20 protein-coding genes and 1 tRNA gene are annotated in these 22,443 nt (G+C 66.6%); 6 read left to right on the top strand and 15 right to left on the bottom strand.

Going from position 1 to position 22,443, the window contains the following annotated elements; translation table 11 throughout:
- Positions 1–215 precede the first annotated feature (215 nt).
- Positions 216–1,157: an aspartyl/asparaginyl beta-hydroxylase domain-containing protein gene (locus PNO31109_RS08325; RefSeq protein WP_241013872.1), complete on the top strand. Its 942-nt coding sequence runs from the start codon at positions 216–218 to the stop codon at positions 1,155–1,157.
- 118 nt (positions 1,158–1,275) lie between these two features.
- Here PNO31109_RS08325 and PNO31109_RS08320 read toward each other — a convergent pair whose 3' ends face one another.
- The 8 genes from PNO31109_RS08320 to cysS form a co-directional block, all read right to left on the bottom strand.
- Positions 1,276–2,508, bottom strand: a complete 1,233-nt coding sequence (locus PNO31109_RS08320; protein ID WP_150555120.1) for an MFS transporter — start codon at positions 2,506–2,508, stop codon at positions 1,276–1,278.
- A gap of 135 nt (positions 2,509–2,643) precedes the next feature.
- Positions 2,644–2,985, bottom strand: coding sequence for an FKBP-type peptidyl-prolyl cis-trans isomerase (locus tag PNO31109_RS08315; RefSeq protein WP_150555119.1), 342 nt, complete (start codon positions 2,983–2,985; stop codon positions 2,644–2,646).
- A 121-nt stretch (positions 2,986–3,106) separates the two neighbouring features.
- Positions 3,107–3,200 (bottom strand) — tRNA-Ser (locus tag PNO31109_RS08310).
- Between the two features lie 221 nt (positions 3,201–3,421).
- Positions 3,422–4,672 (bottom strand): aspartate kinase, encoded by a 1,251-nt coding sequence (locus tag PNO31109_RS08305; protein ID WP_150555118.1) that lies wholly within the window; start codon positions 4,670–4,672, stop codon positions 3,422–3,424.
- Between the two features lie 244 nt (positions 4,673–4,916).
- A complete protein-coding gene (gene tilS / locus PNO31109_RS08300; RefSeq protein ID WP_174966328.1) occupies positions 4,917–6,407 on the bottom strand; it encodes a tRNA lysidine(34) synthetase TilS in 1,491 nt (496 codons plus the stop codon).
- A gap of 115 nt (positions 6,408–6,522) precedes the next feature.
- Positions 6,523–7,485, bottom strand: a complete 963-nt coding sequence (locus tag PNO31109_RS08295; RefSeq protein ID WP_150555116.1) for an acetyl-CoA carboxylase carboxyltransferase subunit alpha — start codon at positions 7,483–7,485, stop codon at positions 6,523–6,525.
- Positions 7,486–7,639: 154 nt separating this feature from the next.
- Positions 7,640–8,668 carry a DNA-3-methyladenine glycosylase family protein gene (locus PNO31109_RS08290; RefSeq protein WP_174966331.1) on the bottom strand — a complete coding sequence of 343 codons (1,029 nt, stop codon included), beginning with the start codon at positions 8,666–8,668 and terminating at the stop codon, positions 7,640–7,642.
- Positions 8,669–8,840: 172 nt separating this feature from the next.
- Entirely contained in the window at positions 8,841–10,244 is a 1,404-nt protein-coding gene (gene cysS / locus PNO31109_RS08285) for a cysteine--tRNA ligase (RefSeq protein WP_150555114.1), read from the bottom strand.
- Positions 10,245–10,509: 265 nt separating this feature from the next.
- On the opposite strand from cysS, the gene PNO31109_RS08280 reads away from it, so the two are divergent.
- From PNO31109_RS08280 to PNO31109_RS08265, 4 genes are all read left to right on the top strand, one after another.
- Entirely contained in the window at positions 10,510–11,238 is a 729-nt protein-coding gene (locus PNO31109_RS08280; protein ID WP_150555113.1) for a tetratricopeptide repeat protein, read from the top strand.
- A 96-nt stretch (positions 11,239–11,334) separates the two neighbouring features.
- Positions 11,335–11,964 (top strand): peptidylprolyl isomerase, encoded by a 630-nt coding sequence (locus PNO31109_RS08275; protein WP_150555112.1) that lies wholly within the window; start codon positions 11,335–11,337, stop codon positions 11,962–11,964.
- 44 nt (positions 11,965–12,008) lie between these two features.
- Complete coding sequence (locus tag PNO31109_RS08270; RefSeq protein WP_150555111.1) at positions 12,009–12,503, top strand: peptidylprolyl isomerase; 495 nt, start codon at positions 12,009–12,011, stop codon at positions 12,501–12,503.
- A gap of 28 nt (positions 12,504–12,531) precedes the next feature.
- Complete coding sequence (locus PNO31109_RS08265; RefSeq protein WP_241013871.1) at positions 12,532–13,449, top strand: UDP-2,3-diacylglucosamine diphosphatase; 918 nt, start codon at positions 12,532–12,534, stop codon at positions 13,447–13,449.
- 125 nt (positions 13,450–13,574) lie between these two features.
- Here the strand turns inward: PNO31109_RS08265 and cysE are convergent, their stop codons facing one another.
- Positions 13,575–14,378 carry a serine O-acetyltransferase gene (gene cysE / locus PNO31109_RS08260; protein ID WP_150555109.1) on the bottom strand — a complete coding sequence of 268 codons (804 nt, stop codon included), beginning with the start codon at positions 14,376–14,378 and terminating at the stop codon, positions 13,575–13,577.
- Between the two features lie 350 nt (positions 14,379–14,728).
- Positions 14,729–15,613 carry an RNA methyltransferase gene (locus PNO31109_RS08255; RefSeq protein ID WP_150555108.1) on the bottom strand — a complete coding sequence of 295 codons (885 nt, stop codon included), beginning with the start codon at positions 15,611–15,613 and terminating at the stop codon, positions 14,729–14,731.
- Positions 15,614–16,222: 609 nt separating this feature from the next.
- On the opposite strand from PNO31109_RS08255, the gene PNO31109_RS08250 reads away from it, so the two are divergent.
- Positions 16,223–17,080 carry an inositol monophosphatase family protein gene (locus tag PNO31109_RS08250; RefSeq protein ID WP_150555107.1) on the top strand — a complete coding sequence of 286 codons (858 nt, stop codon included), beginning with the start codon at positions 16,223–16,225 and terminating at the stop codon, positions 17,078–17,080.
- Between the two features lie 129 nt (positions 17,081–17,209).
- On the opposite strand, the gene gltX is transcribed toward PNO31109_RS08250, so the two are convergent.
- The 5 genes from gltX to ssuD form a co-directional block, all read right to left on the bottom strand.
- Positions 17,210–18,604: a glutamate--tRNA ligase gene (gltX, locus tag PNO31109_RS08245; RefSeq protein WP_150555157.1), complete on the bottom strand. Its 1,395-nt coding sequence runs from the start codon at positions 18,602–18,604 to the stop codon at positions 17,210–17,212.
- 230 nt (positions 18,605–18,834) lie between these two features.
- Positions 18,835–19,050 carry a TOBE domain-containing protein gene (locus PNO31109_RS08240; protein WP_010807342.1) on the bottom strand — a complete coding sequence of 72 codons (216 nt, stop codon included), beginning with the start codon at positions 19,048–19,050 and terminating at the stop codon, positions 18,835–18,837.
- Between the two features lie 63 nt (positions 19,051–19,113).
- On the bottom strand, positions 19,114–20,046 hold the full coding sequence (locus PNO31109_RS08235; protein WP_306440556.1) for an ATP-binding cassette domain-containing protein: 933 nt from the start codon (positions 20,044–20,046) through the stop codon (positions 19,114–19,116).
- 203 nt (positions 20,047–20,249) lie between these two features.
- On the bottom strand, positions 20,250–21,188 hold the full coding sequence (gene ssuC, locus PNO31109_RS08230; RefSeq protein WP_241013869.1) for an aliphatic sulfonate ABC transporter permease SsuC: 939 nt from the start codon (positions 21,186–21,188) through the stop codon (positions 20,250–20,252).
- Between the two features lie 101 nt (positions 21,189–21,289).
- Positions 21,290–22,441, bottom strand: a complete 1,152-nt coding sequence (ssuD, locus tag PNO31109_RS08225; protein ID WP_150555105.1) for an FMNH2-dependent alkanesulfonate monooxygenase — start codon at positions 22,439–22,441, stop codon at positions 21,290–21,292.
- Between the last annotated feature and the right edge of the window lie 2 nt (positions 22,442–22,443).

The raw sequence follows: 22,443 nt of genomic DNA, 5'->3' as shown, positions 1-22,443 counted from the left end.
GACGCATCCGGCCCCTGCCCTCGTCGGTCCCTGGCCTCGCGTCCTCAGGACCTCTTGCAACGCCTCGTAACCGCAAGCTCACGCACATTTGCCGCACGACGCTTGGCGGCGAGGCCGGACCGCGCGACAATTGTACCCAAAAGCCCGGCGTTCACCGCACTGAAAGACACATCCGCGCCGGCCCGGTTCCCCCCTATCCGCCCTGGAGGCCGACGTTGAGTGCTACACGATCGCCCGTGCAGAACCCCAACCGTACCCTGCCCCGCTGGCTCGCGAAGTGCTTTTTCCACTGTGTTGAAGCAGCGCAACGGCGCATTGCCCGCAGCTCACTGGTCGGTGACAAACCCATCTTCGACAACGCGCAGTTTCCGTGGGTTGCCGCACTCGAAGCGCAGGCGCCGGCCATCGCGCGCGAACTGGAAGCCGTGCTCGCCACGCCGGGTCGCCTGCCCGCCTTCCACGAGATCTCTCCCGACGTCGCCACCATCACGCAGGATCACCAGTGGCAGACCTTCGTCTTTCTCGGCTACGGCATGCGCGCGCATCGCAATCTCGCGCGCTGTCCCGCCACGGCCGCAGCGCTCGAGGGCATTCCGGGCCTGCGCACGGCGTTCTTCTCGATCCTGTCGCCGGGCAAGCAGATTCCGTTGCACCGCGGCCCGTACAACGGTGTGCTGCGCCTGCATCTCGCGCTGAAAGTGCCGCGCGAGCGCGAGAAATGCTGGATCGAGGTGGACGGTCAGCGTTACGTGTGGCAGGCGAATCACGCGGTGATCTTCGACGACGCCTATGCGCATCAGGTTCACAACGACACCGATGAGACGCGCGTGGTGCTGTTCGTGGATTTCGAGCGGCCGTGCAGGCCGCCGGTGTCGTGGCTCAACAAGCTGCTGCTCTCGTTCGCCCCGCTCACGCCGGAGCTTCAGCAGGCGAAGACGAATCACGAGAAGTGGGAACGCGACTATTACGCGACGCAAACGCCGACCGACGATGCGGCGCATGCGTCGTCGGCCTCCACGCCGGAGCGTGCCACCGCTCGCGCCGCTGCCCCCTCGCCCACGGCGGTGGCAAATTCATCGGACGCTTCGCGCGCGAATGCCACGCCGGGCGACGCGCATCGCACCGAGCCGGTCGTCGACGAACGCGCACACGGGTGAGCCGTCCGTCGCCTCACCCCCGCGTTCTGCGTCGCGACACAAAAAAAGGCCAGCGAAAATATCGCTGGCCTTGACCCGGAACGCCGCCGGCGCGCAGCCGGGGCGGTCGCGAACGACGTTACGGCTGCCGTCCCGGCTGCGCGAGCGCATCATGCGCGGGCGGCGGCACGAAGTTCGCCGCAAGCACCGCCACTACCGCCGCCGCGGTCATCGCCCCGATGCCGAGCGCCGCGTCGCCGAAATGCAGATACGCGAGCTTCATCGCTTCGATCACCGCGACCGCAACCACGATGGTGATCATGCTGAGCATGCCGGCAATGGTCGCGCGATTTGGACTGTCGACGGCGAAGAGCGACTGACGATACACCACGCCGTAGCTCATGCCCATGCCGAACGCGTGCAGCGACGTGCCCACGAGCAATGCCGGGTACCCCGGCGCGAGGATCGCGGTGCCGATGAGCGACACGGCCGCTCCGATCAGCATCGCGGCCACGCCCGTGGCGAGCAGCCGGCCGTTCGACCAGCGCCCGACCTGACGCGCGAGCAGCACGTTGCCCAGGATCAGCGCCCCGAACACCGGCACCTGCAACATGGCGTATTGCATCTGCGACAGGCCCGCGCGTTCGATCAGGAACACTGGACCGAGCGCGATCCACGTAAGCAACGGCGTCACGGCGATCCCCGTGAGTACCGCACCGCGCCAGAAGCGTGCGCTCGAGAGCGGCAGCCTGTAGCCGGCCCACAGGTGCCTCGCGTTCAACGCGTTGCGATCATGCCGCGAGAGTTCGGGCATGGTGCGGTACAGTCCGATGAACGACCCCACGGCCACGATGGCGATCAGCCAGAAGATGCTGCGCCACGGCCAGTACGACACGACGGCCGCGCCTGCGAGCGGCCCGAACAGCGGCGAGAGCAGCGACACGTTCGCCATGAGCGCCATCACGCGCACGGCGGTCTTCTCCTCGAAAGCCTCGTGCACGGTCGGATAACCGACGGTCAGCACGAAGCAGCAGCCCATGCCCTGCAGGAAGCGCAGCACGATGAACTGCGGCATGGTCCGCACGTAGTGCATCGCCAGGCACGCGAGGACGAACATGCCGAGGCCGCAGAGCAGCACGCGACGACGCCCGAAGCGATCGGCCAGCGGGCCGAGCAGCCACTGCAGGCTGGCGTTGCCGAGCATGGCGGCCGTGAGCGCGAGCGTCGTCATGTCGGCCGACGCGCCGAATTCGCGCGTGACGAGCGGCATGCCCGGCATGATCATGTCGTTCGAGATGTAGACGGCAAACTCGAAGAGAACCAGCGAGAACGGAAACCAGAATCTTGAAACAGGCGTTGCTGAGTGAGACACCTCGTGAAGGCTCCTTTGCGTCCCTCGCGCTCGTGACGAAGCGAAGGCTCACGTAAAAAGACAACACCCCCGATGCCTGCGAGGCACCGGGGGTGTCTGTTGCACCGCCGTGCATCATGCACGGCATTCGATGGTTCAGACGTCCAACAGTTCGACCTCGAAGACCAGCGTCGCGTTGGGCGGAATCACGCCGCCGGCGCCGCGCGCGCCGTAGCCCAGTTCGGGCGGGATGACCAGCTTGCGCTTGCCGCCGACTTTCATGCCGGCAACGCCTTCGTCCCAACCGCGAATGACCATGCCGCCGCCGAGCACGAAGGCGAACGGATCGTTGCGATCCTTGCTGGAATCGAACTTCTGGCCGTCGGTGAGCCAGCCGGTATAGTGAACGGTGACGGTCTTGCCCGGGGTGGCTTCGGCGCCGTCGCCCACTTGCAGATCGTCGTATTGCAGGCCGGAATCGGTGGTGATGATCGACATCGTTGTCCTCGCTCGAAGAAGAGATGAAATCGACGCGCGAGATATCGCCAACGCGCGAACTCGGGAAAGAAAAAACCCCCGGCTCTCCGCGAAGAGCCGGGGGTGTTCCGCCAAGGCGACTTGGCGGAGACGGAGGGATTCGAACCCTCGATCCAGGTTTTGGCCCAGATGCTCCCTTAGCAGGGGAGTGCCTTCGACCTCTCGGCCACGTCTCCCAAACTTGTCGTCACATCAGGGAGGTGATGTAACGAAGGCGTGATATTACCTACTGTTCGCGATGCCGTCAAACATTATGCGCATCGAAATCCAACTTTTTTTGCGCGCCTGTCATGCGCCCGACACGTTTGGAGACATTTCCCCGCATCGTGACGGCAAAATCGCGTCTCGCGCCGCATGCACGCGCGCGCACGCGGCGCGATTTTGCCCGACGTCCCGCTCAGGCCTGATCGAGCTCGAACGCCTTGTGCAGCGCCCGCACGGCGAGCTCCATGTACTTCTCGTCGATCAGCACGGAAATCTTGATTTCCGAGGTGGAGATCAGCTGGATGTTGATACCCTCTTCGGACAGCGTGCGAAAGGCCTTGCTCGCGATACCGACGTGCGAGCGCATGCCCACGCCGACGATCGACACCTTGGAGACCTTCGGATCGCCCACGACTTCGGCCGCGCCGATGTGGCCCTGCACGTCGCTTTGCAGCAGCGCCATGGCGCGCTGGTATTCGCCGCGCGGCACCGTGAACGTGAAGTCGGTCTTGCCGTCCACGCTCAGGTTCTGGATGATCATGTCGACGTCGATGTTCGCGTCGGCGATCGGGCCGAGGATCTGGTAGGCGATGCCCGGACGATCCGGCACGCCGCGCACGGTGATCTTGGCCTCGTCGCGCTGGAATGCGATACCCGAGATGATGGCCTTTTCCATTTGTTCGTCTTCCTCAAAAGTAATCAGCGTGCCCGAGCGCGCTTCTTCGTCGAGCGCGATCATCGGGTCGGTCAGGCTCGACAGCACGCGAGTCTTGACCTGGTACTTGCCGGCGAATTCCACCGAACGGATCTGCAGCACCTTGGAGCCGAGGCTGGCCATTTCCAGCATCTCCTCGAAGGTGACCTTGTCGAGCCGGCGCGCCTCGTCGACCACGCGCGGGTCGGTCGTGTAGACGCCGTCGACGTCGGTGTAGATCAGGCACTCGTCGGCCTTGAGCGCAGCAGCCACGGCCACGGCCGAGGTGTCGGAGCCGCCACGGCCGAGCGTGGTAACGTTGCCGTTCGGATCGATGCCCTGGAAGCCGGTGATGACGACGACGCGGCCGGCGTTCAGATCGGCCATGACGCGCGTGTCGTCGATTTCGGAAATGCGGGCCTTGGTGAAAGCGCTGTCGGTCTTGATCGGTACTTGCCAGCCGGCATAGCTCACGGCGTCGACGCCCGCTTCCTTGAGCGCGAGCGCCAGCAGGCCGACGCTCACCTGCTCGCCGGTGGCGGCAATGGCGTCGAGTTCGCGCGGATCGGGTTGGGCCGAAATCTCTTTGGCGAGGCCCAGCAGACGATTGGTCTCGCCGGACATGGCCGACGGCACCACCACCATCTTGTGACCGGCCTTATGCCACTTGGCCACGCGCTTGGCGACATTCTTGATGCGCTCCACCGAGCCCATCGACGTGCCGCCGTATTTGTGTACGATCAGAGCCATAACATTGCTAACACATTGATTTAAAACCGTTTATGAATCCTGCGCGGGCACCTGACATGAGGGGCCGGTGACGTTTCGATTCGCGGAACTTTTGATTATCGCACGAATGTATCGCGATGGAGGCGGTTTGGCGCAGATTGCACTGTGTGCGGTATCGCCGGCGGCATCCGGCAGCAGATTCTGCTGTTTTTCTCCGTGTGGACGGCGTGTTATGTGCGCATGGCGCCCCCCAAGTCGCACCCATTCACGCTTCGTCTCGCCACGTCATCGTCCATCGCGCCCCGCCGCCCGCCTTTTCCTGCGCCACGCCGTCGATGCCCAAGCGCGGCACGAAGACGATTTCGTCACCCTGCCACACGACGGGCACATGCCGCAGCCAGGCGGCCACGCCCCGATGCTGAAACCAATGCTTGAGCGAACGTGAATGGCCCGCCGCGTGCTCGCGCCAACGTTCGCCCCCCACACGCGCCCGGGCGACCAACGGCTTCGCGCGCAACGCGGCCTCGTCGATCGACGCCCCACACGCTTCGCCCGCCGGCGCCGGGGCGAACACCACGCTTCCCTGCCATTGTGGCAAACGCCACTCGCGCTGCCCCGTCCAGTGCAGCACCACGTCGTCCTCCACGCCGTCGGCACGCGCATAGTCATACACGGGCGTCCACTGCAGCACGTCCCGGTACAGCCGCAACACCGCATCGCCATGCGGCAGAGTGAGCGACGCGTCGGGCTGCGCGTCGCGAATCTGACGCACCCACTCGTCGAGCCGCGCCTGCGGCGGCATCGCCAATCCTTCGCGCGCCACCCAATACCGCAACAGGTTGGCCAGCCGCCCGGCGTCGAGCGCCTGCACGGCGCTTCGCTGCAACGCCGCGCGCCCCGCCTCGTTCGGCTCGCCCGCCGCGACCACGGCAGCACGCTCGAAATCGAGCTGGGCCAGTTGATCGAGCAGCGATTGCGCCTGCGCCGCATGCCGCGCGAATCGTGCCAGCGTCTCGCGATACGCCGGCACATGCGCGGCGATCGCCGGCATCACGTCGTGGCGCAACGCATTGCGCAAGTGCTGGCGATCGTCATTGGAGGGATCCTCGACCCACGCGAGCGAACGCGCCTTCGCATACGCGCGCATCGCCTCGCGCGACACATCGAGCAGCGGACGCAGCAGTCGCACAGTGCGCGCGCTGCGTCCGACCACGGGCAGCGCGCCATGCGCGGACATTGCCGCCACCCCCGGCAATCCCGCGCCGCGCAACATCTGCAACAGCACGGTCTCGGCCTGGTCGTTGGCATGATGCGCCGTGAGCAGCCACGTGGCGCCATACGCCTCGCAACCCTCGGCCAGTGCTTCGTATCGGGCCGCGCGCGCCGCGCCTTCGATGCCCTGCTTCGCGTTGCGCGGCACCGTGACATGCTTGAGCACGAATGCGAAACCGCGCAGTTTCGCCTCTCGTGCGCACACGGTCGCCCACGCGTCGGCATGCTCGGACAACCCATGGTGAACGTGAATTGCCAACGGTTGAGCCACGATCTCGCCGGCCGCGCGGCGCGCCTGCACCCAATGCGCGAGCGCATCGAGCAGCACCATCGAGTCGAGGCCGCCGCTCAACGCGAGCGCAAGGCGCGGGACGTGAGCGGGCGCGGCAGGGGTGGCAGGGCCAGCAGAGGTAGCGTTGGGCGACGGGCAAGACGCAGGGCAGACGACGTGCGCCGAAAGCGCGAGGCACAAAGCGACGTCCATATGTGCCACTGCCGCGTCGCATCGGGCAGATGCGAACGCGGCAGCGGATAATTCTTGATGCGGCGTCGGCGCCGGCGTCATCGCCACGACGGGCGACGACGCACCGCCGGGCGCTTTACTTCGCGCCGGCTTCCTTGAATTTGCCATAGCTCATCAGACGCTCGAAACGGCGCTCGAGCAGTTCCTTGTGGCTCATGCCCTGGAACTGACGCAGCGAATCGGCCAGCGCACGCTTGAGCATGCCGGCCATGCCGAGCGGATCGCGATGCGCGCCGCCGAGCGGCTCGTTGACGATCTTGTCGATCAGCCCCAGCGCCTTCAGGCGATGCGCCGTGAGACCCAGCGCTTCGGCCGCTTCGGGCGCCTTGGCCGCGCTCTTCCACAGAATGGACGCGCAGCCTTCCGGCGAAATCACGGAATAGGTCGAGAACTGCAGCATCATGACCGTGTCGGCCACGGCCAGCGCGCCGCCCGAACCGCCCTCGCCGATGATCGTAGTGATCAGCGGCGTCTTCAACTCTGCCATCACGTACAGGTTGTGACCGATGGCCTCGGACTGGCCGCGCTCTTCCGCGTCGATGCCCGGATACGCACCCGGCGTATCGACGAACGTGAAAATCGGCAGCCCGAACTTCTCGGCGAGCTTCATCAGACGCATGGCCTTGCGATAGCCCTCGGGACGCGGCATGCCGAAATTGCGCAGCGCACGCTCCTTGGTGTCGCGCCCCTTCTGATGGCCGATCACCATGCAGGCCTGGCCGTTGAAACGCGCCATGCCGCCCACGATGGCGTGATCGTCCGCAAACGTGCGGTCGCCATGCAGTTCGTGAAAGTCGGTGAAGATGTCGCGCACATAGTCGAGCGTGTAGGGACGCTGCGGATGACGCGAGATTTGCGAAACCTGCCAGGGCGACAGGTTGGTGTAGATGTCCTTGGTGAGCTGCTGGCTCTTCTTTGAGAGGCGCTCGATCTCTTCGGAAATGTCGACGGCTGAATCGTCCTGCACGAAGCGCAGTTCTTCAATCTTCGCTTCGAGTTCGGCGATCGGCTGTTCAAAATCCAAAAAGGTGTTCTTCATCAGGTTTCCCCGGAAATGCGGCAGCGTATTGTACCGCCGGCAACGCCCGGCCGGTCGAGATAGGCAACTTTCATCGCCACATGACCCGCAATAGACGCGAATAATGAATCAATGAGACGGAATGGACGCGGATTATACGTCCTTCGCTGAACAATCAGTATTGAACCGGCACCGGCTCGAGACTGCGCCACATGTACCAGGTGGCAACGGAGCGCCACGGCTCCCAGTTGGCGGCCACTTCACGCGCTTCGCTGCGAGTGACGGGCTCTCCGCTGAAGTAGTTGACGCTGATCGCGTTGATGAGCCCGACGTCGTCGAGCGGCAGGACGTCCGGGCGCAGCAGGTTGAACATCAGGAACATTTCGGCCGTCCAGCGGCCGATGCCGCGAATGCCGGTCAACTCGGCGATCACGGCCTCGTCGTCCATGCTCGCCCAGGCGTCCACGTGCAACGCGCCCGACTTGAAGTGCGTCGCCAGATCGAGAATGTACTCGGCCTTGCGCCGCGACAGGCCGCAGCCGGCAAGCGCGTCGTGCCCGGCCTTGATGAACTGCGCCGGCGTGAGCCGTGGGCAGATCGCCACGACCCGATCCCACACGGCCTGCGCCGCCTTGACGGAAATCTGCTGGCCGACGATCGAGCGCGCGAGCGTGACGAACGGCTCGCCGCGACCGGTCAGATGCGCCGGGCCGAACTGCGGAATGAGCTTCTTGAGAATGCGGTCGCGCTTCATCAGATCGGCGCACGCCTGATCCCAGAACGCGGGACGCGTCGCCCCTGGGGCGACCGGCAACGGCACCACGCCGGCGACCTTCGCCTCGACGATCTCGCCTTCGATGCGCTCGATGGCGGGCGTGACGATGCGCGTCTCGCCGTCGCGCTTGGCGATGACGCGGCGCGTGGAGGCCGTACCGGAAGCGGCCGGCACTCCCGGTTTCGACGTCACCTTGCGTGCGACCTTGGCGCCCGGCTTCCCGCTCGCCCGGGGCGCGACCTTGCCGGCAGTGCGCGGCGTCGCTTCCTTCGGACTCGCCGGCTGCGCACGCTTGCGCGCCGGGCCTGCCGCGGCCGCCGCTCCCGCTCCCGCCCCCGCCCCCGCCCTCGCTTTGGTCGCTTTGGTTGCCTTGGCGGTCTTCGTTGCCGGCGCTTCCTCCACAACGCGCGTGGAAGTCTTGCCCGCCACGACCGCGATGCCGGTTCCGGAGCGCTTGGCGACCGGTGCGCGGCGGGCGCCGTCGAGCGGCGCTGCCGGCTTGGTCGTCTTCGTCGCGCGCTGGGTCGACGCGGTCTTGGTCGCCACCTTCGCGGCCACGGATTTACGAGTCACCATGAGTTTTTGCCTCGATGCGTCGCGCTCACGCACGACGCCATTCGGTGGCGCCTCCGGGACGATCTTCCAGCACGATGCCCTCGGCCAGCAATTCGGCACGGATGCGATCGGCCTCCCCAAAGTTGCGCTCGCGCTTGGCCCGTGCCCGCGCCTCGATGCGCGCCTCGACGGACGCGCGCAGCGCATCGCCGTCGCCCGCCGCCTCGCCGCCGGCCGCTCCCTGCAGGAACGTCTGCGGATCGCGGCCAAGCAGCCCGAGCGTGCCCGCAAGCCCCTGCAGCTGACGCACGAGCGCGCGATCGCGCTGCTTGTTGATTTCGCCGGCGAGTTCGAACAGCACCGAGATGGCCACCGCAGTGTTGAAGTCGTCGTTCATGGCCGCCGCGAAACGCTGCGCGAACGGCTCGTTCCAGTCGAGCGGGGCGCCGTCGCCCTGCACGTCCTTGAGCGCCGTGTACAGACGCGTCAGACCGCCGCGGGCATCTTCCAGGTGCGCGTCGCTGTAATTGAGCGGGCTGCGATATTGCGCACGCAGGATGAAAAAGCGCACGACCTCGGCGTCGAACTTCGCCAGCACCTCGCGAATCGTGAAGAAGTTGCCGAGCGACTTGGACATCTTCTCGTTGTCCACGCGCACGAAGCCGTTGTGCATCCAGTAATTCACGAAGGTCTCGCCCGTCGCTCCCTCGCTCTGCGCGATCTCGTTCTCGTGGTGCGGGAACTGAAGATCGGCGCCGCCGCCGTGAATGTCGAAATGGTTGCCGAGCAGCTCGCAGCTCATGGCCGAGCACTCGATATGCCAGCCAGGACGGCCCCGCCCCCACGGCGAGGCCCACTTCGACTCTTCCGGCTCGGTGTCCTTGGCGCGCTTCCACAGCACGAAGTCGAGCGGGTCCTGCTTGGCCGTATTGGCCGCCACGCGCTCGCCCGCGCGCAGGTCTTCGATGGACTTGCCCGAGAGCTGACCATAATTGGCGAACTTGCGCACGGCGTAGTTCACGTCGCCGTCTTCGGCCTGATAGGCATAGCCGTTGCGCTGCAGCATGCCGATCATGTCGACCATCTGGCCAATGAACTCGGTCGCGCGTGGCTCGTGATCGGGACGCTGCACGCCGAGCGCATCGGCGTCTTCGTGCATGGCCGCGATGAAGCGCGTGGTGAGCTCGCGCATCGTCTCGCCGTTTTCCACGGCGCGCTTGATGATCTTGTCGTCGATGTCCGTGATGTTGCGCACGTAGGTCACGCGATAGCCGAGCGTGCGCAGCCAGCGCTGCACCATGTCGAACACCACCATCACGCGCGCATGACCGATGTGACAGTAGTCGTACACCGTCATCCCGCAGACATACATGCGAACTTCGCCGGGAACGAGGGGTACGAACGGCTGTTTGTCTCGCGCGAGCGAGTTGTAGACGCGGAGTGAATCCATAGATAAGCGCTTGACCATCGTCGCAGCGGGCGGCAGCAGCGCCGGACGCTGCGACGATGTCGTCGACGCCGGCGCACGATCGAAACCGTGCGAGCGAACGCGACATCGCGAGGCGGGCTGCGCGCCGTGCGGTAGAAAAAACGAACCTGCGAACCGCATCCGCCGCCAGCAGGACAAATGGCGCGGGTCGGGCGCAGGTGTTTTGTTAGAATGCGGCCGAGTATAGCATCTCTTGCGCACCTCTCAGGTATCCCAAGCACCCACTATGACGCAACCCAGCCGGTCACTTTCGCACCCCGCAACGCGCCTTCTCTCCCGACGCCGCTCACCTGCCGCAGCCGCACGCCGCGCGCGCTCGCTCGCGCTCGTCGGCGCGACGCTCGGCCTCGCAGGCGCGCTGTTCACCCTGCCGGCCGGCGCGCAGGCGATCATCGATCCGCCGCCGCCCGCACCGCTGCAAACGCCGCAGCAGGCAAGCGAGTCGGCCATCAACAAACTGGTCGACAAGGGCAACTTCGGCGAAGCGCTCGCGAAGATCGACGAACACCTCAAGCAGTATCCGCGCGACGCGCAGGTGCGCTTCACACGAGGACGCGTGTTGATGGAGATGGGCCGCAACGCCGAGGCGATCGACGCCTTTACCGCACTCACGCAGGACTTCCCCGAACTGCCCGAGCCCTACAACAACCTGGCCGCGCTCTACGCCCAGGCCGGCGAATACGACAAGGCGCGCGCCGCGCTCGAGAGCGCGATCCGCAACAATCCGGGCTTCGCCGTGGCGTATTCGAACCTGGGCGACGTCTACGCGAAACTCGCGCAGCAGGCTTATCAGAAGTCGCTCAAGCTCGCGCCCACGGCACGCGTGTCGAACCGCGAGAAGATCCTCTCGAACATGCTCGCGCCGCAGCGCGCCGCCCCGGTCAGCCAGGCGCCCTCCGCGCCCAAGGCCGGCGACGACGCGGCGCTGCGCAACGTCGGCAAGTCGGGCAACTAGACCTTTCGCGGCCTCTCGAACCGGCGCCCTCGTTCATCGCCCGTTCGCCCTTCATTCGTCGTTCCTTCCTCCTTCATTCATTACGGAGACAAACGCATGTCCTTTCCGAATCGCCTGCGTCGCACGCTGCTCACCGGCGCACTCGCCGCTGCAGCGTTGGCCGGCGCGAGCGTGAGCGCCTTCGCGGACTCGCCCCCGAGCGCAGCGGGCGCCGCCACGCAGCAGGCGCAACCGCGGGTGCAGTTCAAGACGTCGGCCGGCAGCTTCGTGGTCGAGCTCAACCCCAAGGCGGCGCCGAAGACGGTCGAGAACTTCCTGCAATACGTGAACTCGGGCTTCTACAACGGCACGATCTTTCACCGCGTGATCAACGGCTTCATGATCCAGGGCGGCGGCTTCACGCCCGAGATGTCCGAGAAACCCACGCGCGCGCCGATTCCGCTCGAGTCGCAAAACGGCCTGAAGAATGCGGCCGGCACCATCGCCATGGCACGCAGGTCGGACCCGAATTCCGCCACCGCGCAATTCTTCATCAATGTGAAGGATAATGCGGGCTTGGACTACCCCAACCCGGACGGCTACGGCTATGCCGTCTTCGGCAAGGTGGTGGCCGGCATGGACACCGTCGAGAAAATCAAGGGTGTCGCCACGACCAGCAAGGGTGTGTATCAGAACGTGCCGGCAACGCCGGTCGTCATTGAATCGGCCAGCGTCGTCAAACGCTGAACTCCTCCGGCCTGCCGGGACCATTTCATCAGAAGGAAAGCATCATGGTTGAACTGCACACCAATCACGGCATCATCCGTATCGAGCTCGACGAAGCCAAGGCCCCGAAGACGGTCGAGAACTTCCTGAACTACGTGAAAGCCGGCTTCTACGACAACACGGTGTTTCACCGCGTCATCAACGGCTTCATGATCCAGGGCGGCGGTTTCGAGCCGGGCATGAAGCAAAAGAGCACGCAGGCTCCGATCGACAACGAAGCCAACAACGGCCTGAAGAACAGCAAGTACACGCTGGCCATGGCCCGCACGAACGATCCGCATTCGGCCACCGCCCAGTTCTTCATCAACGTGGCCGACAACGACTTCCTGAACCACAGCTCTCCCACGCCGCAAGGCTGGGGCTACGCCGTGTTCGGCAAGGTCGTCGAAGGCCAGGAAGTCGTCGATGCGATCAAGGGCGTGAAGACCGGTTCGAAGGGCTTTCATCAGGACGTGCCGGTCGACGACGTCGTGATCGAGAAGGCCGTCATCGTCGCGTAAGCACCCTGCCCGCTCACTGCGACAATCGATGCCGGTATCGACTGCGCGGTGCCCGCAATGCCCCGTGACACCACGGGGCGACGGGCCCGCGCTTTTCATTTCCGACCTTCACCTCTCGCCCGCTCTGCCGCGCACGGTGCAAGTGTTCGAAGACTTCCTGCGCGGTCCCGCGCGCGAAGCGTCCATCCTTTTCATCCTCGGCGACCTGTTCGAATACTGGGTGGGCGACGACATGCTCGGCGCCGACATGCCCGTCTCGGGCCGCGACGCGCCCGCCGCCTCGACCACTTCCGCCTCCGCCACCACGACCGAGCCGCTTGGCGCGTTCGCGCGGCGCATGACCGCCGCGCTGGCCGGGCTCGCGGCCAGCGGAGTGCCGATCGCCGTCATGCGGGGCAACCGCGACTTTCTGCTCGGCGAGCGCTTCGCACGCGCTGCCGGCGCGGTGATGCTCGACGATCCGTGCGTGTTCTCGTTTCTCGGCCAGGCGCTCGTGCTCAGCCACGGCGACCAGTTGTGCACCGACGACGTGGGTTATCAGCGTTTTCGCCGCGTGGCGCACTCGCCGCTGGGCAAGGCGTTTTTCCTCGCGCTGCCGCTACGGGTGCGCATGGCGCTCGCCGATCGCATCCGCCGACGCAGCGCCGCCCGGGGCGCTCACCGGATGGCGTATGCCGACGCCAATCAGCACGCCATCCACGCCTTGCTCGACGCCACAGGCGAGCGCACGCTCGTGCATGGCCACACGCATCGTCCGGCGCGCCATGCCGACGGGCGTCGCGTGCGCTGGGTGCTGCCCGACTGGGAGTTCGACGTGACGCCGCCTCGCGGCGGCTACCTGCAATGGGACGCTCGCGGCCTGCGCGCCGTCGATCTGGCGCCTAGCACGTCGGGCCTGCCGGCCGCCGACGCGACTGACACCGACACCGACACCTCCGACGGGTAAGCCGTCCGCACGAAAGTACGAAAGTACGAAAGTACGAAAGTACGAAAGTGCAAAATGAAACCAAGCGAAGCGACCCGTCATGACGGCGGGCCGCTTCGCTTTGACCGTGCCGCGCGCGATGCGCTTCACATTTCCTGGATCTCCTTGCCGAGCTTGCGCAGCTCGGCCGTATCGATCCGGCTCGCGCCCAGCGCCTCCAGGTGCGCACCAAGCTGGTTGAGCGCGGCGACCATCACGTCGATCTTGTGCGCCTGGTCGGTCGCGTTCTCGATCAAGCCGTGAATGGCGAGCGAGACGGGATCGTCCGCGTTCGGCGTGACGCCGTATGCCGAGAATTCCGCCTTGCGTCCATTGCCGCCCGGCGCGCCCGCGGCTGGTGCGGCCTGTGCGTCGGTCCGCGGCGCCTCGGCGCTGCGCGGACGAATGATGCGCGCGGGATTGCCCACGGCCGTCCCGCCGGCCGGCACTTCCTTGACCACCACGGCGTTCGAACCGATCTTCGCCCCTTCGCCCACGGTGAAGCCGCCGAGCACCTTCGCGCCGGCGCCGACGATCACGCCGGCCTCGAGCGTCGGGTGGCGCTTCGCGCCGCGCGTGAGCGACGTGCCCCCGAGCGTGACGCCCTGATAGATCGTGCAATCGTCACCGACCACGGCCGTCTCGCCGATGACCACGCCCATGCCGTGATCGATGAAGACGCGGCGGCCGAGCGTTGCCCCCGGGTGAATCTCGATGCCGGTGAGAAAGCGCGCGTACTGCGATATGTAGCGGCCGAGCCACTTGAAGCCCGCGCGCCAGCAACCGTTGGCCACGCGATGGAGCATGACGGCGTGCAAACCCGGATAGCAGGTCAGCACCTCCCAGTTGCTGCGGGCGGCGGGGTCCTTTTGCCGGATGGCGGCGATATCTTCGCGAAGACGGGTAAACATGAGCCTGAAGTCGATCCTGTGGTGCGCGTCCTGCCGCCTCGGGGCAGGATCGTCGCGGCGTAACCGGAGAGCCGCCGGCCGGCACGGCGCGCGGGCGGTGCGGCGGGGCATGACCTGGGGCGGTGGCACCTGGCGCAAACGGCAGGACCACGCGTGTCGGCACAGGGCTAACAGTGCACGTGATAAGGCAGGGAGGCGGCGCAACGCTGGCGCAAACGATTCATATCCGCGAGAGACCGATAAGCTTGTGACTGAAGATTGTATGGGGTTTTGCCAATGTGTGCAGACGCCCCCTTTCGACGAAAATGGCCGCAGCGCGGCCATCGTCGCTCGTCACATCGGCCGCGTGCTCAACGCCGGATCTTGCGCTCGAGGATGTGCTTGGCGATGCCGCGCAGGATGTTGACCTCCTCGCGCTCCAGATGGCTCTTCGCGAAAAGCCGGCGCAGGCGCGTCATGAGCTTCCTGGGATTGTCCGGATCGAGAAAATCGAGCTCGACGAGCGCGCGCTCCAGATGCGCGAGCATGCCCTCGACGTCGTCGCGCGTCGCGAGCGAATCGTGCGCGCCCGCGCCGGGCGCCACCGGCGCTGCCGTCGATGCTGCCGTCGATGCTGCCGCGCTCGCCTGCCCGCTCCCGCCCGACGAGTCGCGCCGCTCGTGCGCGAGGCATGCCAGGCGCGCTTCATACGCGATCAGTTGTACCGCCTGGGAAAGATTGAGCGAGCTGTAGCGCGGATTGGCGGGAATGTGAACGAGTGCGTTGCAGCGCTCGACATCGGCGTTCGACAGCCCCGTGCGCTCACTGCCGAACACGAAGGCCACCGCCTCGCCCTGCGCCGCATGTTGCACGGCCAGCGCGGCGCTCTCGCGCGGCTCGGCGTTCGGCGGTCCGTATTCGCGCGAGCGCGCCGAGAGCGCGACGGCCCAGCTCACGCCGTGCAGCGCCGTGTCCAGGTCCGGCACGACAAGCGCGCTCGCCAGCACGTCGTCCGCGCCACTCGCGAGCGCCACGGCCTGCGTTTCGCGCAGGACTTCGGCGCCGCCCCGCGGCGCGGCCAGCACGAGACGGCCAAAGCCCATCGTCTTGATTGCGCGCGCGGCGGAGCCGACATTGCCGGGATGGCTCGTCTCGTTGAGCACGAAGCGCACGCGATCGAACAACGGCGGCGCGGCGGTGGGATCGACGGCGCCGGAGGAATCGAAGGGACCGGCAGAAGCAATGGACTGAGACATAGAACGACGATGACGGCAATGACACCGGGGCAGCATGACGTGGGCGGGCGCTTGCGGAGCAGCCCCGTGCGGCAGCGCCTTGAACACGTTGACCGGGCGCTGACTGGCGTTAATTGACACTAAGCGACACTAATCGGCACTAATCGGCACCGAGCGGCGCCCATCGGCACGAACCGACGGCGGCCGGCGGCTGATCGGCGTCCGAGCGGCGCGGGCGGGTCCGCGCAAACGCCGCTATTTTGCCTGAATCGCTTCGCGTGCGGGGCACGACGTGCCGGGTCGGGGGGCCAGGATCGGGCGCATCGATCACGCGCCCCCCCGGGCCTGGGGGCACCGCCGCACCTTCCCGAGATGCCCCGCCGACGGGCGCGGTGGAGCGCACGGGACCGACGACTGCCGCAGTAAAAGGGTCAGAGCGCAAAAACGGCAAAGCGGACCGCACGCCTTTTTGCTAAAATACGCGTTTTCGTCCTCGCAAACGAGTCGCCACGCGTGCGGCGCTTGCCGGGACATCGCTCTTGCCCAATTCGTTCGCTTTGTCCGCCATGCCTGCCGTCCGGCCCACAGGGGTCGCCTGTTGCGCGGCGATGGCCTTAACAGGAATCTGTCATGCAGCATCCCATGCTCAATATCGCGGTGAAGGCCGCGCGCCGTGCCGGCGGCATCATCAGCCGGGCTTCCCTCGACGTTGACGTCATCAAGGTCAGCAAGAAGCAGCACAACGACTTCGTGACGGAAGTGGACAAGGCGGCAGAGCAAGCGATCATCGACACCCTTCTCCAGGCCTATCCCGACCACGCCGTCCTTGCCGAAGAATCGGGCGAGGCGCACGGCAACTCGGATTCGGAATATCAGTGGATCATCGATCCGCTCGACGGCACCACGAATTTCATTCACGGCCTGCCCTACTACTGTACCTCGATCGCGCTGGCGCACAAGGGCGTGGTCCAGCAAGCGGTGGTCTACGATCCCACCCGCAACGAACTCTTCACGGCCTCGCGCGGCCGCGGCGCCTACCTCGACGGCAAGCGCATCCGCGTCTCGCGCCGCGACCGTCTGGCCGACGGCCTGATCGGCACGGGCTTCCCGTTCCGAGACCTGCAAGGCGTGGAAAACTACCTCAAGATGTTCGGCACGATGACCGAACACTGCGCCGGCATCCGCCGTCCGGGCGCCGCCGCGCTCGATCTGGCGAACGTCGCCGCCGGCCGCATGGACGGTTTCTTCGAGCAGGGCCTCAATCCGTGGGACATGGCCGCGGGCAGCCTGCTGATCACGGAAGCGGGCGGTCTGGTGGGCAACTACACCGGCGACTCGAACTTCCTGTTCGAAGGCGAGATTCTCGCGGGCAACCCGAAGATCTATGCGCAGATGGTCAAGCTGCTCGAGGGCTATTCGTGCGCCGGACGCCCGGCCGCCAAGTCGAAGACCGGCGCGAGCGCGACGGAAGACAACGCGCAGTCGTAAGCCCGCGCCCCCCCCGACAAGCACGAAAGCACGAAAGCACGAAAAAGGGCTGCCCCTGGCAGCCCTTTTTTTCTTTTCCACGGCGCGTCCGGCAGGCGCCGCCTGCCCTTGCGTTCCTGCGTCAGCGTTTCAGGCGCCCAGGCGCGCGAGCACCGTCTCGCGACCGAGCAGCTCGAGCACCGCGTCGATCGACGGCGTGTGCGTGGTGCCCACCACGAGCAGGCGCACCGGCATCGCGAGTTGCGGCATCTTCATACCGTGCTGCGCGAGCGTGGCCTTGAACGCCGCCGAGATCGCCTCCTTCTTCCACTCGGGCAAGGCGGCGAGCGCCGCGGCCAGATCCTTCACGGCCGCGCGCGCGGCGTCCGTCATGTGCTGCGCCAGGTCCGCGTCCGACGGCGCCGGCTTGCGATAGAACATCTGCGCGCTTTGCGCAATGTCCTTGACCGTGTTCGCGCGATCCTTGAACAACGCGACCACGCCGGCGAGCGCGGGCCCGCCCTCGATCGACACGCCCGCCTTCTGCAGGAATGGCTCGGCCAGGCCGGCCAGACGGTCGTTGTCGGCCTGTTTCAGGTACTGGCTGTTGAGCCACAGCAGCTTTTCCGGGTTGTGCTGCGCGGGCGACTTGCCCAGATGCTCCAGATCGAACCACGCGACGAACTGCTCGCGCGAGAACACTTCGGCGTCGCCGTGCGCCCAGCCCAGACGCGCCAGATAGTTGAGCACGGCCTCCGGCAGGAAACCTTCCTCGCGATACTGCACAACGCTCATCGCGCCGTTGCGCTTGGACATCTTCTCGCCCTGATCGTTGAGCACCGTGGGCAGGTGCGCGTAGACCGGCGGCTCCTTGCCCAGCGCGCGGAAGATGTTGATTTGGCGCGGCGTGTTGTTCACGTGATCGTCGCCGCGAATCACATGCGTGATATCCATGTCGATGTCGTCGACCACGACGCAGAAGTTGTACGTCGGCGTGCCGTCCGGGCGTGCGATCACGAGATCGTCGAGCTCTTCGTTCGAGATTTCGATGCGGCCCTTCACGGCGTCGTCCCACACGACGCTGCCCGTGAGCGGGTTCCTGAAGCGCAGCACCGGTTGCACGCCGGGCGGCGGCTCGGGCAGCACCTTGCCCGGCTCCGGGCGCCAGCGGCCGTCGTAGCGCGGCTTCTCGCCGCGCGCGCGCTGCTGCTCGCGCAGTTCGTCGAGCGCTTCCATGCTCATGTAGCACGGATACACGTGGCCGGCGTCCTTCAACTGCTGCAGCACTTCGCGATAGCGATCCATGCGCTGCATCTGATAGAACGGCCCTTCATCGTAGTCGAGCCCGAGCCATTGCATGCCTTCGAGAATGACTTGCACCGCTTCCGGCGTGGAGCGCTCGAGATCGGTGTCCTCGATGCGCAACACGAACGCGCCGGCGTTGTGACGCGCGAAGGCCCACGGATAAAGAGCGGAACGGATGTTGCCCAGGTGGATGAATCCGGTCGGGCTAGGCGCAAAGCGGGTGCGGACAGTGGTCATGATTTGGCTTCGGTGCATCGCGTTGGCAACAAACAAAAACGCCCGCGGCGGAGGGTCTCGCGCAGGCGGGTCGCCAACATTCGGAAGCCGTCATTATATCAGCCGAGTGCGTGCATTCGCGGCACAGTCCGAGCCGGGCTCGGAATTTCCTGGGGAGCCATCGGGCGCCTTACCCGCATGCGCACGATGAATCCTGCTGGCGGCTCGCGTCGCCGTTCGGTTCGCGTCGCCGCTCAGAGCTTGGCCAGCGAGACCTCGGTGGCCTTGACGAGCGCCACGACTTCGGAGCCCACGTCCAGACGCAACTCGTCGATCGAGCGCGTGGTGATGACCGACGTGACGATGCCGCTCGGCGTCTCGACGTCGACTTCGGAGAGCACCGGGCCGCGCAGGATTTCGCGGATTCGGCCCTTGAACTGGTTGCGAACGTTGATGGCGGTGATACCCATGGTGAACTCCAATGTACGTAAAGTGTGAACGAAAAAATCGGCAAGCGGCGTAGCGCGAGCGTGTCAGACCGCCCAGCGCACGGTGGCGGCGGGCCAGGTCGGCGCCGGCGCGGCGGCCTGCGGCGCGTTGGGCGGCTCGGCTTGCAGCACGCGTGCGAGCACCTGCGCCTCGAGCCCGGCGAATTCGGCGCTGCCGCGAGCGCGCGGACGTGCGAGCGACACCGCCTGGTCCAGCCCCAACCGGCCGTGTTCGATCAGCACCACGCGATCGGCAAGCGCCACGGCTTCCTGCACGTCGTGCGTGACGAGCAGCGCCGTGAAGCCGTGCGCACGCCAGAGACGCTCGATGAGCGCGTGCATCTCGATGCGAGTGAGCGCATCGAGCGCGCCGAGCGGCTCGTCGAGCAGGAGCAGGTCGGGCTGATGAACGAGCGCGCGCGCGAGCGCCACGCGCTGGCGCTGACCGCCCGAGAGCTGGCTCGGCCAGTCATGCGCACGTTCGGCCAGACCGACTTCGCGCAGCACGTCGAGCGCCCTTGCGTGCGCGGACTTCGGCAGACCGAGCGCCACGTTCTGCAGCACCGTGCGCCACGGCAGCAGCCGAGCGTCCTGAAACATGATGCGCGTGGCGACATTGGCTGCACTGGCCACGCCGGCGGCGCCCGTTACACCGCCTGGGCCTGTCACGCCCGTCACGCCCGTCACTCCCGTCACGCCCGTTACGCTCGTTACGCCCGCCGGCCCCCCATCGGTCTCGCCCGCGAGCGTGTGGCCGTCGAGCGCGATGTGGCCGGCGTCTGGCGTCTCCAGCCCGGCGATGAGCCGCAGCAGCGTGGACTTGCCGCAACCGCTGCGCCCCACGATGGCAGCAAACCCTCCGCGCGGAATGGACAGCGAGAAGTCCGAGAGCACCGGGCGTGCGCCATAGCGCTTGCTGATCGCCTCGATCCGCAGGCCCGAAGCCGCCGGGCCTGCCGTCGAATGCACGACCTTCAGGTTGGTCGCACCCGCGTGCGCGTGGCCCGCCGCAGTGCGCGACGCGGCATGCGCGGCCCGCGCGCTTGCATTGACACCGAGCGGAAACTGCGTGCCGAACGGATCGGCATGGGGGTCGAGCGACACGCCGGCGGCGGCACGTTGCTCGGCGGTCCACTCGGCTTCGATGTCGACGCCCGCGACCGGGGCGAGTTGTTGTGCGCTCATGCGACAGCTCCTCGTTGAAAGGCCGGATGCCAGCGCAACCAGCGAAACTCCAGTTCCTTGGCCAGCACGTCGGCCAGCTTGCCCAGCAGGGCGTACAGCAAAATGCCCACGAGCACGATGTCGGTCTGCAGGAATTCACGCGCGTTCATCGTGAGATAACCGATGCCCGACTGCGCCGAGATCGTCTCCGCCACGATCAGCGTGACCCACATCAACCCGAGCGAGAAGCGCACGCCGACGAGGATCGACGGCAGCGCGCCGGGCAGGATCACGTCGCGATACAGCGCCCAGCCGCGCAGACCATAGCTGCGCGCCATCTCGACCAACGCCGGGTCGACGGCGCGAATGCCCGCGTAAGTATTCAGATACATGGGGAAGAACACGCCGATGGACACGAGGAACAGCTTGGCCTTCTCGTCGATGCCGAACCAGAGAATGACCAGCGGAATGAGCGCCAGATGCGGGATGTTGCGCAGCATCTGGAACGAAGAATCGAGCGCCGTCTCGGCTACGCGCGACAAGCCGGTGAGCATGCCGAGCAGCAGGCCCAGGCCGCCGCCGATCAGAAAGCCGATCACCGCACGCCCCGTCGAGACGCCGATGTCGCGCCAGATCTGGCCACTCACGGCAAGCTGCCACGCCGCGTCGACCACGGCCGAAGGCGCGGGAAGCACGCGCGTGGAAAGCCAGCCCGCCTGTGCGGCAGCCTGCCACGCCGCGACGAGCGCAACGGGCACGATCCACGGTGCGAGCCGCCGTGCGCCGGCGCGCCAGAGGCGTTGCAGCAGCGGCCCGGCGGCAGCCGCGCCCGCCGTTACGGGCCGCGCCGGCGAGCCGTTGCGGTCCTGCCGAAGGCCGCCGTCGGCGGCGTTGGCGACGTTGGCGGTGTCAGTGGCGTCGGAGTGAAGCGTTTGCGTCATGCTCGTTTGCGTCATGCTCATTTTTCCCCGGGCTCTCGCAGCCCGTATCCATGCGGGCGAGCGTCACACGACGGTGCCGCCCGCTTCCAGTCGGCGTTCGGTTCTGTCTCGCGAATTCAGCTCTGCGAAGCGCGCGGCACGAGGTTGTTGGCCATCAGCTCGCCGACGGGGCCGGCGAGCGGCGCGCTGCCGAGCCGCTCACGCACCTCGCGCGGCAGATGCGGGAACACCAGTTCGGCGAAGCGATACGCTTCTTCGAGATGCGGATAGCCCGAGAGGATGAACGTGTCGATGCCCAACTCGGCGTATTCGCGCAGGCGCTGCGCGACGGTCGGCCCGTCGCCCACGAGCGCCGTGCCCGCGCCGCCGCGCACCAGCCCCACACCGGCCCACAGGTTCGGCGCGATCACGAGCTTGTCGCGGCGTCCGCCGTGCAGCGCCGCCATGCGACGCTGCCCTTCCGAATCCATCTTCGCGAACTGCGCCTGCACGCGCGCGATGGTGTCGTCGTCGAGCTTGCTGATGAGCGCGTCGGCCGCGCGCCACGCTTGGTCTTCCGTCTCGCGCACGATCACGTGCAGCCGCAGCCCGAAACGCAGCGTGCGGCCGCGCCGGGCCGCACGTGCGCGCACGTCGGCGATCTTCTCGGCCACGTCGGCCAGCGGCTCGCCCCACGTCAGATAGACGTCGAGCTGCTCGGCGGCGATCTCGCGCGCAACGTCGGACGAACCGCCGAAGTACAGCGGCGGATGCGGCGCCTGCACCGGCGGGAAGAACAGCTTCGCGCCCTTCGCACGCAGATGCCTGCCTTCGAAATCCACCGTCTCGCCGGTATGCGACTTCTCGAACAGCGCGCGCCAGATGCGCAGGAACTCGTCGGTGACGGCATAGCGCTGGGCGTGGTCGGCGAAAAAGCCGTCGCCTTCGAGCTCGCCCGCATCGCCGCCGGTCACGACATTGATCAGCAGCCTGCCCCCCGACAGGCGATCGAACGTCGCGGCCATGCGCGCGCTCAGGGCGGGCGATGCAATGCCCGGGCGCACCGCCACGAGGAACTTGAGACGCCGCGTGGCGCCGATGAGGCTCGACGCCGTCACCCAGGCGTCTTCGCACGAGCGGCCCGTAGGCAGTAGCACGCCTTCGTAGCCGAGCGCGTCGACAGCGCTCGCGATCTGGCGTGCGTAATCGAAGTCGAAGACGCGCCCTCCCTCGGACGTGCCCAGGTAGCGCGTGTCGCCGTGTGTGGGAATGAACCAGAAGACTTGCATGC

Origin of the sequence: Pandoraea nosoerga (assembly GCF_902459585.1) — a bacterium.
Lineage (GTDB): Bacteria > Pseudomonadota > Gammaproteobacteria > Burkholderiales > Burkholderiaceae > Pandoraea > Pandoraea nosoerga.
This window is presented reverse-complemented; position numbering and strand designations above follow the sequence as displayed.